Here is a 15,690-nt window from a genome sequence, read left to right as displayed (position 1 = left end):
AGCTGTGAGCGCGGAGAGCCTCAGGCAGGCACAGAAGGTCTTCATGCTCACGGATCGTCTCTCCCTCGCGACGCCGAAGCCAGCTTAGCAGTGTGAGCGGCCCCACGAGGTGGTCCGGTTTGAGGTTCGCGCCGGGTGGATCTCTGCTCCATGGGTTGAGTGGCTGACCGAGCGCCCGGCAAGTGGCGCTCGGAGACGGGAGGACGTCCGGGACGTGCTCGACACAGGCGCGGCGGCGCACGAGGCTCAGACGTTTCCCCGGGCCGCCTCCTGCAGGATCAGCTTGTCCGGCGTCAGGTCCGCGATCGCCTCCCGGAGCCGAGCATTGACGGTCTCCAGATCCTTGATCCGCCGGACCAAGCTCGAGCTCAGCCCGCCGTAGTCTTTGCGCCAGCGATAGTACGTCGCTTCGGGCCCGCCGATCGCGCGGATCGCTGCGGTCACGCTCTGGCCCTGCGAGATCAGCACGTCCGCCTGCAGCAGCTTGGCAACGATCTGATCGGGCTTGGGTCGCTTCGCCATCTCGTCGGTCCTCCAGGCTTAAATGCCATACCAAGGGGCGAACCACTTCAAGGGAGGCGGATCTACCGGTCGTCTACCAATGCGCGCAGATATGTCTGTCGAGCACGCATAGCCGCGAGACAATCCTCGATCCGTCCTAGGACATGCGCGGCTGTATCCGTGCTCTCGCCCCGCGTGGCGAGGGTTTGTAGATGCCTAAGCTGTTCCCGCCAGTGCGCTTCGCTCTCTGCGATTAGGTCTCGCAAAACCTCGGGCGTCTCGCCCGACAGCCCGTTCATCATTTCCTCCGTCCCTCAGTCAGAGCGGGGATGACCGGCCCTATCACGGTCAGGGGATGCGCGATCATCGTTCAGGGATGGACAGGCCCGACGTCGGGCGAACGGCCACCCAGCCCCCGCCCTCTTTCTGCGCTCGCCTCAGCGGGGAATGACGCGAACGACCCTACGGGAATCGAGGTCGATCACGACCGCGCGGTCATCCGGGGAGATGTAGTACCCGTAGTACCCGGTCGGGTTCAGCCCCGTCACGGAGACGTTCTGGAAAGAGCCCATCTGGACCCAGCCGGGGATCACGGACCCACGCCCGACCCGCACACCGCTCGGCTCCTGATAGCGGGGCCCCGTGTCGAACAGGGTCTGAATCGTTGCGGAATCATTGCCCGACATGAGCAGGCCCTGATCAGCGAGGCGCGGGTTGACCCGCAGGATCAGCGGCTGAGTCAGCGCCGCAGAACTGGTCAGGACACTCGCCGCCACGAGACCAATCACGCTGACCAGATTTGTCTTGCGCAGAACATGAAAGTCCATTGGCCGCTCTTATGGCTTCGCCTGATGAAATTAGGCGAGCATATCGGCAAATATTGCGCCTCATTCCGGTGGTTTGCTTGATCGTTCAGGACAAGGCCTCAGCTTTCCGCATCGCCTCGTCGAGCACCTGACCGGCTTGCCGGGAAGCGTGTTCGCCATTGCCGTCTTGATCAGCGCCTTCAAGGCCGTGGCGTGAGCGGCTTCGAGTAGGAAACGTACTTTGGTCTGACACGATAAAACTTGGCGATATCTGGATTTGTTATTGCAAATCCCTGATTTTTGCCCCCGAAACCATCGCCGGTCTGACGCGTGGAGGTCCTGGCATAGTCTTTTCTATAAGATTGCGTACGGCATCCCGCAAAGGTCGAGCCGCCCCGCCTGTAAGGTTTAAGCCAGCGGAGAAACGAGCTTCCGTCGGCTCCAACACCTCAGGCCGTGAGGGACGAGGCACCGACCGACGAGGCGCTGAAGCTGCAGCGTCCATTACCGGATGACATGATGAAAGTCGTGGCGCGCGGAGCCCGCAAGGACGATGGCTGAGGTTCGGCTGCTCCGCGCCGCAGCGATGGCCGGCGGCCATGCGCTTGATGACAATCAGGACAGGGTCCAAACCGTCGGATGCGCTACTTCGTGATCCTCACCGAGACAGGATCGCTGCCAGGGAAGCTTTCCTCCAGCGCGTCGTCGAGTCGCTCATGCAGCCGGTCCGGATGGTTCTCTGGCAACTCGCCATCGCGATCATGCGGGTGGGCAACCCCGGGCGTCGCTGAAAGCCGCCTGCGCTCGGCGCCACGCATTAGTGCATCGTAGACGAGAAATCCGAGCCCGGCGCCGACGAGGAGCGCAGGAACAGGATTTGCGCGCACGCTGTCGAGCAGGCGTTGACCGCTTTCCGTGAGCCTGATGCTCGTTTCGCGCAGATCGTCCACGCTTCCGGTCAGGCCAGACGCATGGAGACGCGACTGAAGGTTGCCGAGGGTCTGATCGAGCTTCGTGCGGGTCGTCTCGACCTCGTGCTCCAGTTCGTCGGCCAACTTGCTCATTCGCCCATGCGCTCCGTGATGATGCGGGTGTCCTCGTGCACCTGACGCTCGGTCCGGATCGCCTCCAGGCCTGAGATCGAGGCCTTGCTGCGTCCCCACAGGGCAATGCCGATCGCAATAAGCGCGAATGCGCCCCCGACGATCAGGGCTGCCAGCGCATCCGAACTCAGCAGAACGGCCAAGCCCTTCACCAGAGCAAGGATCAGCACGAGGACGCCTGTCAGGGCGAACACACCGGCCGCGATGAAGAGGGCGAGCCCCAGGCCGAATTTCTCAACGCCCTCGCCCATCTCAGCGTGGAAGAGGGTGATCTCCTTGGAGACGAGCTCCTGCGTCTCGCGGATCGCGTCGCCGACCAGGGCCGGAATAGATTTGAGCCGAGCTTCCGTCATCGACGATCCTAGAGGTCGGGCGTCGGGAAGACGTCGGCCGGCACGACAGCCCGGGAGCGTGGGATCGGCCTGATCTCGGATGCCTTGAAGAAGCGGAAGAGCGCAAACCCGGTCAGGGCCGCCGCCGCGAAGGCAACCGCAGGACGGCGTCGGACGGCCGCCTCGACTTCGTCGTAGAGTTCGCTGACTGTGCGTCGGTTGATGTCCGCGGACAGCCCCTCGACGCCTTCGGCCGCGCTGTCGAAGAACGCTTTGACGTGCGGCGCGCCCTCGAAGCCTGCCCCACTGTTGCGGATGGCGTCCGCCACGTCCGAGACCGCCTTGGCCACGTCCTCCTTGCGCTTTGTGACGTAGCTGGCCGCTTGGCTTCTGACAGTACTGGCGAGATCGGGCTGCTGGTCTGCGTCCGAGTGAGCGGATCCCGGCCCGATCTCTTGCGCAACGTCGTCCATCAATTCACCTCGCGGCGCGCACTATGGTCAGAGCGCGAGAAGGAACGGCATGCGACGAAGGCGGTTCCAGCGGCGAGGAGCTCAGCCTTCGTTACGGGCGACGCGCTCATTCTCTGCCGAACGTCCAGCCAAGCGACGCGTTGACCAGAACTCAACGTCGGAGGCCGTCATGTCGAAGCTCACCAGCGACAAGCGGGAGGATCTGCCGAACAGTAAGTTCGCGCTGCCGGAGGGGCGCAAGTACCCGATCGAAGACAAAGCGCATGCGCGCAACGCCAAGGCGCGCGCCGCGCAGCAGGAAAAGGAAGGGAACCTCTCTGCTGCCGACAAGAAGAAGGTCGATGCGAAGGCTGATCGCGTCCTCAAAGGCAAATAGGCCGCAAAGCCGTTCGCGCCTTGGCAGTTCACGAAGCAAATTCGGTGCTTGATTTGGCTACTCAAATGATGATCTACGCCGCGCGAGGGCGCACGAACTATGGACTTACAACGTGATAGAAGACACTCAGGGGCTTGGCCCCGATTTCGTTGAGCTCGCCGCCGACATCGTCTCGGCCTACGTGTCCAACAATCCTCTGCCGGTCGCCGAGCTGCCGGCGCTCATCGCCAGCGTGCACGCTGCACTAAATGGCCTCATGAGAGGCGCGTCGCAGGCCGCTGAGGCAGAGGTCGAGAAGGCCACGCCTTCGCAGATCCGCAAGTCGATCACGCCGGACGTGCTGATCTCGTTCATCGACGGCAAGCCCTACAAGACCCTGAAGCGGCACCTGACCACACATGGGCTTGATCCGCATAGCTATCGCCAGCGGTTCGGTTTGCCGAGCGACTACCCACTGATTGCCGCCAGCTACGCCGCTCAGCGTTCCGAGCTAGCCAAGGCGATCGGCCTTGGTCGACCGGGAACTCGTGCTGCTGAGGAAGAGGCTTCGGAAGCCCCAAAGGGTCGCGGGCGTCGCAAGGCCGCCTAACGCGTCTCGGTGCGTCACGGCGCCGAGCCAGGACGACACCGGATCGACAACTTAGCCGAGGACGGAGGCAGCCCACGCCTTCGCTCGCGCCGTGAGGGTTCGGCCCTCTCGCCGATCCGCCTTCTCCTCGGCTGCCTGCTCCACGAGGATCGCGGCCACATGGGCGTCCTCGTGCTCCTTGCACGCGTCGAGGGCGCTGAGCTGGGACGCCGCTTTGCTATGGCGGGTTCGCAGTGGCGCGGACCTTCGACACCGACGCCGCCCGAGCGCGTCGCCTGAGCATCCAAGATGGCACTGCTGGGGCTTGCTTCGCATCCAGCTCGCGCGCGATCTGCCATCGTCAGCGCGTGAGCGAGGCGCTCGAACACACCCGCCTGGGACAGGCGCAAGAACCAGCGATTCACCGTGGACCAGGGCGGAACGTCCAGCGGCAGATGTCGCCAAGCGCAGCCGGTGCGCAGCACGTATAGGATGCCGTCGAGGATGGAGCGCAGCGGCCAACGCCATGGGCGGCCGGTCGAGGCGGGGTCGGCAGGAGCGGCGCAACGATGTCCCACTCGGCATCTCTCAGGCCGGTTGCGTATTGCAAGCTCTCGCGCGCAAGCTCGGTGCGGGCGGCGGGCGTCCACATCGGGGTTCCAGGGTGAGCGTCAGACACTCTCCCAATGCCCGCGACGCCTGCCGCTCACTCAACCGCCAAGCTGTCCAACCCCTTCTGAAACGGGGTCTAATACCAATCGGTGGTGATCATAACTGATAGGCCCAGTCACGCAGGCCGATGGACATGATCTTCCAAGGCTGGTCGATGAACCGGTTCCAGACCTGACAGCACTGCTCGACAATGTCCTCGTAGGACGAGAAGACGCGGTCGCCGAGCCAGTTGTCGCGCAGGAACTGCCAGACATTCTCGACCGGGTTGAGTTCCGGGGCGCAGGCTGGCAGCGGCAGCAGGGTGATGTTGGCGGGCACGACGAGGTCGTGGGCGACGTGCCAGCCCGCCCCATCGAGGATCAGCACGGCGTGGGCGCCTTCCTCGACGCTGCAGCTGATCTCCCTGAGGTGCTCGTTCATCGCCGCGGTATCGCATCTCGGCATGATGAGGCCGGCACCCTTGCCCTTCTCGGGACAGATCGCTCCGAAGATGTAGGCGTGGGCCGTACGTTGGTCCTTGGGCGCCGAGGGCCGGCTGCCGCGGCGCGCCCAGCGGCGGGGCAGCGTGTTCTTCTGGCCGACCCGAGCCTCGTCTGACCACCACACCTCGATGGCCGCGCCAGCCGGCAGCCGGGCTCGGATCGCCCTCACCTCGGCTGGCAAGTTTTTTTGAAGGCTGCCAGTGCGGCCGGGTCCTGCTCATGATGGCGCGGGCGTGCCGACAGCTTGCGGAAGCCGAGTTGTTTCACCGTGCGGCCCACCGTGCTCTCGTCCAGGCTCACGCCGAAGCTGGCGTAGATCCAGGCGGCGAGATCCTTCAGCCGCCAGCGCACCACGCCGTGTCGATCCGGGTCCGGCCCGCTCTCGACGATCTGCGCCAGCGCTTGACGCTGCGCATCGCTCAACTTGGCTGGGTTGCCCGGGGCCTTGCGGTTGATCAGCCCGGCCGGGCCAGCTGCGTTGAAGGCGAGCACCCAATCGCGCACCGTCTGCAACCCTACCACCCCGATCCGAGCCGCATCCGTGCGGCTGCCGCCCTCGTAGATCTCGGCCAGCGCCAGCAGCCGGCGGCTCTGGCCCGCGTCTCGGCTGGCCTTGGCCAGACGTCGAAGATCGTCGGCGTTGAAATCCTCACGCAGAGCAACCGCAGCGGACATGGCAAACCCTCCCGGTTTGCCTCATCGAACCAGATCCGCCGCCGATACGAAACCTCGTGAGTCGCTATCACCGTCGACCGGTATAACAGGCCGTAGGCGGCGCGAGGTGCTATGGACCGGTTTCAATCAAACGGGCGGCTGATCGCGGGCGTTTCCTTCGATATCCCCGGCATGGGCTACAAGGATCCTCGGACCGGCACCGTGACGGGGTTCGAGGCGGATCTTGCGACGGCTGTGGGCGAGAAGATCTTCGGCTCGGCGGATCGCGTTGACTTCTTCCAAGTTACGGACTCGGAACGAATCCAGGATCTCCAAGAGGGCCGCGTCGATTTGGTCGCGTCCCAGTTGACGATCACGCCCGATCGCGCCGAGCAGGTGGATTTCTCCACACCCTATTGCGTGACGCGAGAGGGGCTTCTCGTTCCGAAGGGGAGCCACATCGGTCGTTTCGAGGACCTGAAGGGCAAGCGCCTCGCGGTGACCGACGGCTCGGTTTCGCTGCGTAGGATGCGCGCGGCGCTTCCCTGCCTTCCCGGCGCCACGCTCGTCGTTACACCCCTCAGTTCCGGAAACCTCGATGCTATCGACAGGGGTGAAGCTGATGCGGCATCGAACGACATGATCAACCTAACCATGTTGCGGGCTGCCTCGGCCCACGCGGAGCGTTATTCGATCATCGACATAGGAAACAGGTTCGACCCAAAGCCATTCGGTATGGCCGTCAAGAAGGGGCATCGCACCCTCCTCGGCCTCCTCAACCAGGCGATCGAGAGTCTCAAGGCCGACGGTGGAATTGACCGCATGCTCGAAAACGCTCTCGCAAGCCTCGCTCGCCGCTAAGCGTTGCAAGGCGGCCGTTCGGGGTGGCGTTGAAAAGTCCTTTTCGACCAGCCTGTGACCGCGACGGCTCGATCAGGCGAAGCCCAGAACCCCTGTGCAACTCGCATTGCTTCAAGAGCCTGAAGCACCTGAGAAGCTATTCGCGATCTGGCAATCGCTCGTCGACCGGATCCGCGCCCGCGCATGATGCGCTTCCTGAACCTCGCGGAAGCTTTGGTAGCACCGGTCCAGCACACCGTTGCGGCCGTTCGCCCCCGCAAAGCGGCGATGCCGCTGGTGGTCAGGCTGCGTATTGGGCTTCGCCGTTGCCGAAGGACCAGTTCTCCTTCACGACCTCGACGAGGTTGATGAAGACGTCCTCGCGGCGCAGCCCGAGCCGCTCGTGCAGTCCGTCGGCTACCTGGCGAAAGAAGGCGCGCTTCTGCTCAACTGTGCGGCCGGCGTTAAGGGTCAGCTGGATCACGACGCACTCCGCCGTGCGGACGATGCCGAGGTAGGTTGGGTCGATGATGAAATTCTCGGGCGGATGCTCGGTGATGACCTGAAAGCGATCATCCTTCGGCGCACCAAGTGCCTCGACGATCGCCTCGTAAACTACGTCGCCGATGGTGCGGCGGTAATCGGCAGACTTGCCCTCGACGAGATCGATGCGGGCGAAAGGCATTTCATTCTCCTGTGAGGGCAAATACCCGCTTCGAGGCGCGAAACAGCCTCACGCGCTTCGCAAGCCGTCAAGTCGATCGGCGAGAGTTCCGATGTCGGTGATTTGAATGAGCTCAGTGACCCGCTGCTGGGCCGCGCCCCAATATGGCAGGGCCGCCTCTATCGCGGCGGTGCCGGCGGGGGTGAGATGGGCGACGCGCTCGCGCTGATCCCGTTTGCCGACCTCGACTTGGACGAGCCCGCGGCGCTCGAGGGGATCGAGGTTGCGGCCCATGGTGGACCGATCGAGTGCGGCCTCGGCGGCCAAACGCGACACTGGTAGCGGGCCGAGACGCTCGAGCGTGCGGAGGACGGAGAATTGAGTGACACGCAGACCTGCAGGCGCGAGCGCCGCGTCGTAGGCCGCTGTGACCATTCGTGTCGCGCGGCGAAGGGTAGTGCAGGCGCAGAGCGTCTCGACCGACATGAAGCGGGTATATGCCCTTTTTAAGTAAATCACAATCCGAGCGCTATTCCCGCTGGCGCTAACACTCTGATCCTTCGAGGGCTCCCTCTGCATACTGACGGCACCTGCCGGCGAGACCCGCACGAATTAGTTCGATCCGTATGAGCTGCGACCGCACACTCATGATTGAGCTCGTCCCGGCCGGTTGCCACGCTCGGCGAGACGAATCATGGTTTCGGCTGCGCGCAGGCGTGAACCGCTGGCACGGCAGCTCGAAGTGGATTCAGCGCGCTGCGGAGGAAGACATCATGTCTCCTGTGAACGATCCCGTGACGCTCCTGAAGAGCGCCTATGCGAGGTGGAGTGAGTCAAAGGGTCAGGACGTCCAGTGCTGGATGGATTTGCTCGCGGAAGATGCGACGCTCACGTCGCTCTCTGCCGGATCTGCCGAACTGGCTTTCACAGCACCTCGCGGCACCCGCAATGAAATCCTGGGCTATCTCGAAGGGTTGAGAGCCGAATGGGAGATGCTCGCCCACGACATGAAGGACTTCGTGGCGCAGGGCGATCAGGTCGTCGTTATTGGCCACGTAGCCTGGCGCAACAAGGCGACCGGAAAGGTCGCGAGCACGCGAAAAGTTGATCTCTGGCGCTTCTCGCATGGTCGCGCCGTAGCCTTCGAGGAATTCTACGATACGGCCAGGGCACACGCCGCCGCGACCCCCGACCCCCGATAAACTTTCCGGATCGGGCGGCGAGGTGACAGGCGATTGACACAGGCTGTCCCCTCAAACTCAAAAGCGGCGCCGAGCAATTCGTGTCCTCGGCGGCTTTCGTGCGTCCACATCGCTGCTGACGTCAAGCGCAAACCGGCAGCCAAAAGGGCCGCCAAAACGACGGCCCTTCGGAATGCTGGACGAACGGACTAAAAGTCCATGCCGCCCATGCCCCCGCCTGGCATCGGGGAGGCGCTTCCTTCTTGGGAGCGTCGGCGACCATCGCCTCGGTGGTGACGAGGAGGCCGGCGACCGAGGCCGCATCCTGAAGTGCCGCACGCACGACTTTCACGGGATCAATGATGCCGGCCTCGATAAGGTCGACAAACTCCTCGGTCTGGGCGTTGAAGCCATAGGTCTCGGAGCCCGTGTTGTCGGAAATCTTGCCGACGACGATCGAACCCTCGACCCCTGCATTCTCGGCGATCTGACGGACCGGAGCCTCAAGCGCCTTGAGAACGATCTGAGTGCCGGCTCGGATATCTGGGTTGTCATTCTTGAGACCAGCGACTGCCTTCTTGGCGCGGAGCAGCGCGGTGCCGCCGCCGGGGACGATGCCCTCTTCCACCGCGGCGCGGGTGGCGTGAAGTGCATCCTCCGTCCGGTCCTTCTTCTCCTTGACCTCGACCTCGGTCGAACCGCCGACGCGGATCACCGCGACGCCGCCCGCGAGCTTGGCCAGACGCTCCTGGAGCTTCTCGCGGTCGTAGTCCGAGGTGGTCTCCTCGATCTGCGCCTTGATCTGCCCGACCCGGGCCTCGATGTCCGCCTTCTCGCCGGCACCGTCGATGATCGTGGTGTTCTCCTTCTCGATGCGGACGCGCTTGGCGCGGCCGAGCATCGGAAGGGTCACGTTCTCGAGCTTGATGCCGAGATCCTCGGCGATCATCTGACCGGAGGTCAGGATCGCGATGTCCTCCAGCATGGCCTTGCGGCGATCGCCGAAGCCCGGCGCCTTGACGGCCGCGACCTTGAGGCCGCCGCGCAGCTTGTTCACGACGAGGGTCGCGAGCGCCTCGCCCTCGATGTCCTCGGCGATGATGAGGAGCGGCTTGCCGGTCTGCACCACGGCCTCGAGGACCGGGAGCATGGCCTGCAGCGAGGAGAGCTTCTTCTCGTGGATGAGGATGTAGGGGTCATCCAGATCCGCGACCATCTTCTCCGCGTTCGTGATGAAGTACGGGGAGAGGTGCCGCGGTCGAACTGCATGCCCTCGACGACGTCGAGTTCGGTCTCGGCAGTCTTCGCCTCCTCGACCGTGATCACGCCCTCGTTGCCCACCTTCTGCATGGCGTGGGCGATCATCTCGCCGATTTCCTTGTCGCCGTTCGACGAGATCGTGCCGACCTGGGCGACTTCCTCGGACGAGGCGACCTTCTTGGCGCGGCCCGTGATGTCCTTGACGGCGGCCTGCGTGGCGAGGTCGATGCCGCGCTTCAGGTCCATCGGGTTCATGCCGGCGGCGACGTACTTGGCGCCCTCGCGGACGATCGCCTGGGCGAGCACGGTCGCGGTGGTGGTGCCGTCACCCGCGATGTCGTTGGTCTTCGAGGCCACTTCGCGCACCATCTGGGCGCCCATGTTCTCGAACCGGTCGGAGAGCTCGATCTCCTTGGCGACGGTGACGCCGTCCTTGGTGATCCGGGGCGCGCCGAAGCTCTTCTCGATCACGACGTTGCGGCCCTTGGGGCCCAGCGTCACCTTGACCGCGTCGGCGAGGATGTCGACGCCGCGCAGCATCTTCTCGCGGGCATCGGACGAGAAACGGACCTCTTTCGCTGCCATTTGTCTCTCTCCTCAGCAGAGTTGGCCAAGACTTCGGACGATGGCGAAATGCGCCCGTCGATCGAGTAGTTGTGCCCCTTCCACCACTCCGATCAAACCACTGACGCCGAAACTTCCTCATGGCGATCAAATTGTAGGCGTTTGACTTTTCCTCGTTGCCGGGCCGATCGCGACGATTGCTATGGGCGCCGACATCAGACGGAGCGCGTTCATGAGGCCGCGAGTGTCGCGCGCTTTGGTGCTGGGGACGCGATCAGTTTCGTGCAGTTTCATGCGCCTAAGGCTTCCTTTCAGCGTAAGCGGTGTTCGAAGCACACCTTCCGGCAGCTGCGATGTGGGGCGAGGATGATCTCCGAGGAGATCGTTTTGTGTCTATGCTCGACCATATGCTTGAGCCGCGAACCGTACGGCGACTGGAACTCTTCACCGGGGTCACGGGCCGGCGACGCTGGTCGGACGAGGCGAAGGACCGCATCCTGCAGGAGGCGTTGAGACCGGGAGCGGTGGTCTCCGAGGTGGCCCGCCGGCACGGTCTCTCGCCGCAACACCTGTTCACCTGGCGCCGCTTGGCCCGACAGGCGCGTCGGGCCGCTGCCCCTTCGCCTCTGTTCGTGCCGGCCGTGGTCGAACCGATCCCGCAGGAGCCGCGCATGGCGGTTCCACCCCACGAGCCAGCGTGTCGCTCGCTGCCGAGGCATGGCATCGAGGTGGAGATCGGCGGCGCAGTAGTGCGCATCGGCGCCGGCGCGCAGCCCGATGCGATCACAGCCGTGATCCGCGCGTTGAAGGCTGGCTCGTGATCGGCCCGACCGGTGCGGTACGGGTGATGGTCGCCACAAAGCCGGTCGACTTCCGCAAGGGCATGGACGGGCTTGCTGGCTTGGTGCGGGAGGCGATGGATGCCGATCCGTTCTCGGGGGCCGTCTACGTGTTCCGCTCCAAACGCGGCGACCGCGTGAAGCTGCTCTTCTGGGATGGTACTGGCGTGGTGCTGGTGGCCAAGCGGCTGGAGCAGGGTGAGTTCCGCTGGCCGAAGGTGCAGGACGGCGTGATGCGGCTGAGCGCGGCGCAGCTCTCCGCTTTACTCGAAGGACTGGACTGGAAACGCGTGCACGAACCGCGGGCGGTGCCGGTTCCGCTCGTCGCAAGCTGAGCAGAAAAGAACGCCAGACCTCATCAAACTGGCTGCAAGCCGCTGATCGGTATGATCTAATCTGCTCCGTGAGCGCGACCACGCAGCCCCTGCCGGATGACCCTGAGACCCTCAAGGCGATGCTGCTGGAGGCACGCGCCGAGAGTGAGCGGCTGCGGCAGATCATTCGGGAGCTGCAGCGTCATCGCTTTGGACGCCGTGCCGAGAGCTGGCCCGAGGACCAGTTGCTGCTGGCGCTGGAGGAGGCCGAGCAGGTCGAGGCCGCCGATCACGCCGGCGGCGAGGAAACGGCGCCGACCGTGAAGGCGGCACGGATTGCCAAGCGGCGCACAAACCGAGGCGCACTGCCCGGCCACCTTCCGCGGATCGAGAGGCTCATCGACATCGCGAGCACAACTTGCCCGTGCTGCTCAGGCTCGCTGCACTGGATGGGCGAGGATGTGTCCGAGCGCCTCGACATCGTGCCAGCTCAGTTCCGGGTGCTGGTGATCCGCCGGCCGAAATATGCCTGCCGGGCCTGCGAGGAGGTCGTCGTGCAAGCCCCGGCACCGGCACGGCTGATCGAGGGCGGGCTGCCCACCGACGCCCTCGTTGCGCAGGTGCTGGTCTCGAAATACGCCGACCACCTACCGCTCTACCGTCAGGCACAGATCTATGCGCGTCAGGGGATCAGCCTCGACCGCTCCACCCTCGCGGACTGGGTCGGACGCGCCGCCTTCCTGCTGCGGCCGGTGCACGCGCGGCTGCTGGAGCATCTGAAAGCCTCGGGCAAGCTGTTTGCCGACGAGACCACCGCGCCGGTGCTCGACCCAGGGCGCGGGCGCACCAAGACAGGCCAGCTCTGGGCTTATGCTCGGGATGATCGACCCTGGGGCGGCACCGACCCGCCCGGTGTCGTCTACCTCTACGCGCCCGACCGCATGGCCGAGCGACCGGCGGCGCATCTGTCCGGGTTCGAAGGTGTGCTGCAGGTGGACGGCTACGCGGGCTACAAGGTTCTGGCCGAGCGCGGTCCGGTGCAACTGGCCTACTGCTGGGCTCATGTCCGCCGCCGCTTCTACGAGCTGGCACAAGCCGGCCCGGCGCCCATCGCGTCAGAGATGCTGGCCCGTATTGCGGGGCTGTATCGGATCGAGGCCGAGATCCGCGGCCGCTCGGCCGAGGAGCGGCGCGCAGCGCGCCAAGAGCGCAGCCGCCCTGTGATCGAGGCCTTGGAGCCTTGGCTGCGGGAAAAGCTCGCGCTGGTCAGCCAGAAGAGCAAACTCGCTGAAGCCATCCGCTACGCGCTCGGCCGCTGGGCCGGCCTGTCGCTCTTCCTTGAGAACGGCCGGGTCGAGATCGACTCGAACGTGGTGGAGCGGGCCATCCGTCCGTTGGCTCTGACACGGAAGAATGCGCTCTTCGCTGGATCCGACGGTGGCGGCGAGCACTGGGCGGTGATCGCCTCGCTGATCGAAACCTGCAAGCTCAACGGCGTCGAGCCGCAAGCCTACCTGGCCGACGTCATCATCCGCATCGTCCAAGGCCATCCGCAGCGGCGCCTCGACGAGCTTCTGCCCTGGGGCTACCCGAGCACACCCACCCTCCAAGCTGTGGCCTGAGAACGCTCCGGTTCTCACATCAGTCGGGCCGCGTGAACAGGGTCCGGAACAGCGCCTCGGATTGACGCAGCCCCTCGTCAGTCAGCACTACCGACTTGGCGCGTCCGACCGGATCCGCAATCAGCCCTTTGGCGTGAAGACGTCTAAGCACGGTCCAGTCGAAGCCCTTCCAAGCTCGACGCTCGTCGTGGAGCGTCAGCCACAGAAGGGCGAGCACCGCCTCGTCAATGCGCTGCTCGTCGACCGCCATCAGAGCAGATTAGCACGCCGCGCTCACACCGGCGTGGTGCCAGCCGAACGGTTACCTTTCAGCGGCATCCGTGACGAAGATCTCCCTGTTGCACTTCTCGGCCGCCATTTTGCGACAGGCGTCGATGCAACTGTGCTTTCGACGAAACGTCATGCCGCGTCTCCAGCGGGTGCATCGCGTACAGCGAAAAATGCCGACCGCTTCGAGGTGCTGCCTGCAATGGTCCAGCTAAACTCGAAACGCTCATCTGCAACAAGCCGATGGCATTATTTAGCACTTGTTGCGCACATGTGCCAGCAGTGAGGGTAATACCCTGATGACGGCGCAGCCTTTGGTGCGAAAACGAGCCGAATCACTAACAATTTATATGTTATAGTCGAAACTTACTTGCAAGGATTCGGGCATCAGTTCGGTAAACCAAGCGAGGCTTCGTGATGTGTGCATCGCCAACCTTTCGGCGTCAGCTCGAAGGCTACAGCTTGACGACCGCCGAGATCCTCTATCATCTGCCCGACCATCCGCATTTGCTACAGAGTTTCGTCTGGCAGCATCACGACCGGTTCCCGGAGTTTCCCGAGCTGCGGCGCTTCCTCGCGTTCTGGCACGAAGCGCTCGATGGGCCCGTTCATTCTGTGAAAATAGCCCATAGCAGACTGATCAAGCCTGCCGAATTTCGAGCTGCAGCCGGTGAGTTTCGACTCCATTGATCTGAGGCAGTAAGCATGCCGGTCGGAAAACTGAATTGCCATTATGCATAGGCATCGATGCGTCAAAGTTGGCGCATCGATCCTCAATTTCAGCGAGCAGATCTGAGTGACTGACGTCACAGATTCGGCATGCCATCGTTACCATATTGAACGCTTAGCAGTCGATGCCGGTGATCCGGCATTTTAATTCGCTCTGCTGGAGTGCGTTCGATGTCTGCTCAAGTTGATTCGGTAAAAATACGAGAAATCGCAGGAAACTGGCGTGTTTTATCGCTATTAGTTTTGATAATTACCGTGTCGACCTTCTCGGGTGATCTTATGTCAGCTCGAGCCGAGACAATCGGGTTCAGACTAGAGCTTCGGGCCTGTCATAATGAAGAATGCCGGCCACTTCCCCTGGCGCCAGCAGAAAGTTCCTTGAATGGCCTCTATTCTTGTCAGAGCCGCGCCGCCACGTTGGAAAATCTCGCTCAGGGGCAAGCAATCAATTGGGCCGCCTTGCCAAAACGAAAGTGGACGATCAAGGCACGCTGTGCGCCCATCGTAGGTTTGGCGGGCGCTTGAACGTTTCAGCGTAGATGTTGCTTCAGATAATGCCAGCAGGTATCTGTCTTAAATTAGCGGTGTGTCAAAATGCTTTTCGGGTCGCGTGGTTGATCGGCCCCCACGCGGTGGTCCGGTCTGAAAGTTAGTGCAGGGTTGGCGTTTTCTCGACGAGGTGCTTGTTGGGTTGGGCGAGCACAGCTTTCCGCAGCCGCTTGTTCTCGGTCTCGAGATCCTTCATGCGTCGGACCTGATCCGTCTTCAGGCCTCCGTACTCACGCCGCCAGCGGTAGTAGGTCACCTCGCTCACGCCGATCGCGCGGATCGCCTCCGCTACGCTGTGACCTTGGCCGACCAGCACGTCCGCCTGCCGCAGCTTGGCAACGATCTCCTCAGGCTTGGGTCGCTTCCTCGACATCGATCCGTCCTCCAGGCTGAAAAGCCATACCAAAGGGCGGACCATTCCGGTGGGGGCGGATCATCCTGGCATGGCGGTCCGGCGGATGCGGAAGCTGCTTCGAGAACTCGCGAGAATGGGCCTGCCAACGGGGGTGAGCAGGCCCATGTGGAACGGCCGGAGAATGGGCGTCAGAAGGCCCGTATTCCGCTAAGTGCCTGAGATCCCGACGATCTCTGGTGTGCTCGGAAGCGGCGCGGTTCGCGTGGAGTGCGTGGTGGTGCAAGCAGTCATCTTCGAGCCAGTCTCTGCCTCCCCTTCCCTGCTAACAGGGAAAACAACAGGGAAAGCCGGCCGACAGCGCGCGACAGGAGGGCAAGGCAGCTCGCGATTCCTTCTTGTCGTGAGGTGCTTAGCCCTGCGATTCCTGAGCCGCTGAACAGGGAAAGCCCACCTTACAACAGCGGACCGCTCGTGCCGCGACGCGGGCAAATGGCCAGCTCGATTGCCCGCTTCATCGCAACCCAAAGCCGCTCCGTCAC

General features: G+C 63.6%; 16 protein-coding genes and 5 pseudogenes. 9 read left to right on the top strand and 12 right to left on the bottom strand.

Going from position 1 to position 15,690, the window contains the following annotated elements:
- Window positions 1–130: 130 nt before the first annotated feature.
- Together DK389_RS22950 and DK389_RS22945 are read right to left on the bottom strand one after the other, a co-directional pair.
- A pseudogene (locus DK389_RS22950) lies at window positions 131–522 on the bottom strand (transposase); the annotation flags it as partial.
- A gap of 416 nt (window positions 523–938) precedes the next feature.
- The gene (locus tag DK389_RS22945; protein WP_109893052.1) at window positions 939–1,328 is read right to left on the bottom strand and encodes a hypothetical protein; all 390 of its coding nucleotides are present in this window, start codon (window positions 1,326–1,328) and stop codon (window positions 939–941) included.
- 444 nt (window positions 1,329–1,772) lie between these two features.
- On the opposite strand from DK389_RS22945, the pseudogene DK389_RS34490 reads away from it, so the two are divergent.
- Window positions 1,773–1,868, top strand: a pseudogene (locus tag DK389_RS34490) (SOS response-associated peptidase); the annotation flags it as partial.
- Between the two features lie 83 nt (window positions 1,869–1,951).
- On the opposite strand, the gene DK389_RS22935 reads toward DK389_RS34490, so the two are convergent.
- The 3 genes from DK389_RS22935 to DK389_RS22925 are packed head-to-tail and all read right to left on the bottom strand — an operon-like array spanning window position 1,952 to window position 3,215.
- Window positions 1,952–2,371 carry a hypothetical protein gene (locus DK389_RS22935; protein WP_109893050.1) on the bottom strand — a complete coding sequence of 140 codons (420 nt, stop codon included), beginning with the start codon at window positions 2,369–2,371 and terminating at the stop codon, window positions 1,952–1,954.
- Window positions 2,368–2,763 carry a phage holin family protein gene (locus DK389_RS22930; protein ID WP_109893048.1) on the bottom strand — a complete coding sequence of 132 codons (396 nt, stop codon included), beginning with the start codon at window positions 2,761–2,763 and terminating at the stop codon, window positions 2,368–2,370. Before DK389_RS22930 ends, DK389_RS22935 begins: the two co-directional genes overlap by 4 nt.
- 8 nt (window positions 2,764–2,771) lie before the next feature.
- Window positions 2,772–3,215 carry a hypothetical protein gene (locus DK389_RS22925; RefSeq protein ID WP_236960279.1) on the bottom strand — a complete coding sequence of 148 codons (444 nt, stop codon included), beginning with the start codon at window positions 3,213–3,215 and terminating at the stop codon, window positions 2,772–2,774.
- Between the two features lie 169 nt (window positions 3,216–3,384).
- Between DK389_RS22925 and DK389_RS22920 the strand changes: the two genes are divergently transcribed.
- Together DK389_RS22920 and DK389_RS22915 are read left to right on the top strand one after the other, a co-directional pair.
- Window positions 3,385–3,591, top strand: coding sequence for a DUF6582 domain-containing protein (locus DK389_RS22920; protein WP_109889090.1), 207 nt, complete (start codon window positions 3,385–3,387; stop codon window positions 3,589–3,591).
- A gap of 112 nt (window positions 3,592–3,703) precedes the next feature.
- Window positions 3,704–4,180, top strand: coding sequence for a Ros/MucR family transcriptional regulator (locus DK389_RS22915; protein ID WP_109893046.1), 477 nt, complete (start codon window positions 3,704–3,706; stop codon window positions 4,178–4,180).
- 221 nt (window positions 4,181–4,401) lie between these two features.
- On the opposite strand, the pseudogene DK389_RS22910 reads toward DK389_RS22915, so the two are convergent.
- A pseudogene (locus DK389_RS22910) lies at window positions 4,402–4,811 on the bottom strand (transposase); the annotation flags it as partial.
- A gap of 116 nt (window positions 4,812–4,927) precedes the next feature.
- A protein-coding gene (locus DK389_RS22905) for an IS630 family transposase (protein WP_109887384.1) occupies window positions 4,928–5,988 on the bottom strand; the annotation gives its coding sequence in 2 pieces (ribosomal slippage) (window positions 4,928–5,502 and window positions 5,502–5,988; 1,062 coding nt in all).
- 111 nt (window positions 5,989–6,099) lie between these two features.
- Here DK389_RS22905 and DK389_RS22900 point away from each other — a divergent pair.
- Complete coding sequence (locus DK389_RS22900) at window positions 6,100–6,828, top strand: transporter substrate-binding domain-containing protein (protein WP_109893044.1); 729 nt, start codon at window positions 6,100–6,102, stop codon at window positions 6,826–6,828.
- 280 nt (window positions 6,829–7,108) lie between these two features.
- On the opposite strand, the gene DK389_RS22895 is transcribed toward DK389_RS22900, so the two are convergent.
- Entirely contained in the window at window positions 7,109–7,492 is a 384-nt protein-coding gene (locus DK389_RS22895; protein ID WP_109893042.1) for a tautomerase family protein, read from the bottom strand.
- Between the two features lie 48 nt (window positions 7,493–7,540).
- Complete coding sequence (locus DK389_RS22890) at window positions 7,541–7,957, bottom strand: MarR family winged helix-turn-helix transcriptional regulator (protein WP_109893040.1); 417 nt, start codon at window positions 7,955–7,957, stop codon at window positions 7,541–7,543.
- A gap of 161 nt (window positions 7,958–8,118) precedes the next feature.
- Between DK389_RS22890 and DK389_RS22885 the strand changes: the two genes are divergently transcribed.
- Window positions 8,119–8,673: a nuclear transport factor 2 family protein gene (locus tag DK389_RS22885; protein WP_162560790.1), complete on the top strand. Its 555-nt coding sequence runs from the start codon at window positions 8,119–8,121 to the stop codon at window positions 8,671–8,673.
- A gap of 188 nt (window positions 8,674–8,861) precedes the next feature.
- On the opposite strand, the pseudogene groL reads toward DK389_RS22885, so the two are convergent.
- Window positions 8,862–10,497, bottom strand: a pseudogene (gene groL, locus DK389_RS22880) (chaperonin GroEL).
- Window positions 10,498–10,871: 374 nt separating this feature from the next.
- Between groL and tnpA the strand changes: the two are divergent.
- From tnpA to tnpC, 3 genes are all read left to right on the top strand, one after another.
- Complete coding sequence (gene tnpA / locus DK389_RS22875) at window positions 10,872–11,297, top strand: IS66-like element accessory protein TnpA (RefSeq protein ID WP_162560622.1); 426 nt, start codon at window positions 10,872–10,874, stop codon at window positions 11,295–11,297.
- Window positions 11,294–11,650: an IS66 family insertion sequence element accessory protein TnpB gene (gene tnpB / locus DK389_RS22870; protein WP_109891135.1), complete on the top strand. Its 357-nt coding sequence runs from the start codon at window positions 11,294–11,296 to the stop codon at window positions 11,648–11,650. Before tnpA ends, tnpB begins: the two co-directional genes overlap by 4 nt.
- A 119-nt stretch (window positions 11,651–11,769) precedes the next feature.
- Window positions 11,770–13,251, top strand: coding sequence for an IS66 family transposase (tnpC, locus tag DK389_RS22865; protein ID WP_418292057.1), 1,482 nt, complete (start codon window positions 11,770–11,772; stop codon window positions 13,249–13,251).
- Window positions 13,252–13,270: 19 nt separating this feature from the next.
- Here the strand turns inward: tnpC and DK389_RS22860 are convergent, their stop codons facing one another.
- Entirely contained in the window at window positions 13,271–13,501 is a 231-nt protein-coding gene (locus tag DK389_RS22860) for a DUF6429 family protein (protein WP_109889933.1), read from the bottom strand.
- 434 nt (window positions 13,502–13,935) lie between these two features.
- Between DK389_RS22860 and DK389_RS22855 the strand changes: the two genes are divergently transcribed.
- Window positions 13,936–14,208: an usg protein gene (locus DK389_RS22855; protein ID WP_109893036.1), complete on the top strand. Its 273-nt coding sequence runs from the start codon at window positions 13,936–13,938 to the stop codon at window positions 14,206–14,208.
- A 739-nt stretch (window positions 14,209–14,947) separates the two neighbouring features.
- Here DK389_RS22855 and DK389_RS22850 read toward each other — a convergent pair.
- A pseudogene (locus DK389_RS22850) lies at window positions 14,948–15,169 on the bottom strand (transposase); the annotation flags it as partial.
- Between the last annotated feature and the right edge of the window lie 521 nt (window positions 15,170–15,690).

Source organism: Methylobacterium durans, assembly GCF_003173715.1.
GTDB lineage: Bacteria > Pseudomonadota > Alphaproteobacteria > Rhizobiales > Beijerinckiaceae > Methylobacterium > Methylobacterium durans.
Note: the sequence above shows the minus strand (reverse complement) of the source record. Positions and strands in the feature narration are given on the sequence as shown.

Coding starts and splice junctions, on each gene's coding strand:
- DK389_RS22860 (WP_109889933.1), bottom strand. CDS start 13,501: ATGGCGGTCGACGAGCAGCGCATTGACGAGGCGGTGCTCGCCCTTCTG.
- DK389_RS22900 (WP_109893044.1), top strand. CDS start 6,100: ATGGACCGGTTTCAATCAAACGGGCGGCTGATCGCGGGCGTTTCCTTC.
- DK389_RS22925 (WP_236960279.1), bottom strand. CDS start 3,215: ATGGACGACGTTGCGCAAGAGATCGGGCCGGGATCCGCTCACTCGGAC.
- DK389_RS22890 (WP_109893040.1), bottom strand. CDS start 7,957: ATGTCGGTCGAGACGCTCTGCGCCTGCACTACCCTTCGCCGCGCGACA.
- DK389_RS22935 (WP_109893050.1), bottom strand. CDS start 2,371: ATGAGCAAGTTGGCCGACGAACTGGAGCACGAGGTCGAGACGACCCGC.
- DK389_RS22855 (WP_109893036.1), top strand. CDS start 13,936: ATGTGTGCATCGCCAACCTTTCGGCGTCAGCTCGAAGGCTACAGCTTG.
- tnpC (WP_418292057.1), top strand. CDS start 11,770: ATGCTGCTGGAGGCACGCGCCGAGAGTGAGCGGCTGCGGCAGATCATT.
- DK389_RS22895 (WP_109893042.1), bottom strand. CDS start 7,492: ATGCCTTTCGCCCGCATCGATCTCGTCGAGGGCAAGTCTGCCGATTAC.
- DK389_RS22920 (WP_109889090.1), top strand. CDS start 3,385: ATGTCGAAGCTCACCAGCGACAAGCGGGAGGATCTGCCGAACAGTAAG.
- tnpA (WP_162560622.1), top strand. CDS start 10,872: ATGCTCGACCATATGCTTGAGCCGCGAACCGTACGGCGACTGGAACTC.
- DK389_RS22930 (WP_109893048.1), bottom strand. CDS start 2,763: ATGACGGAAGCTCGGCTCAAATCTATTCCGGCCCTGGTCGGCGACGCG.
- DK389_RS22945 (WP_109893052.1), bottom strand. CDS start 1,328: ATGGACTTTCATGTTCTGCGCAAGACAAATCTGGTCAGCGTGATTGGT.
- DK389_RS22885 (WP_162560790.1), top strand. CDS start 8,119: ATGATTGAGCTCGTCCCGGCCGGTTGCCACGCTCGGCGAGACGAATCA.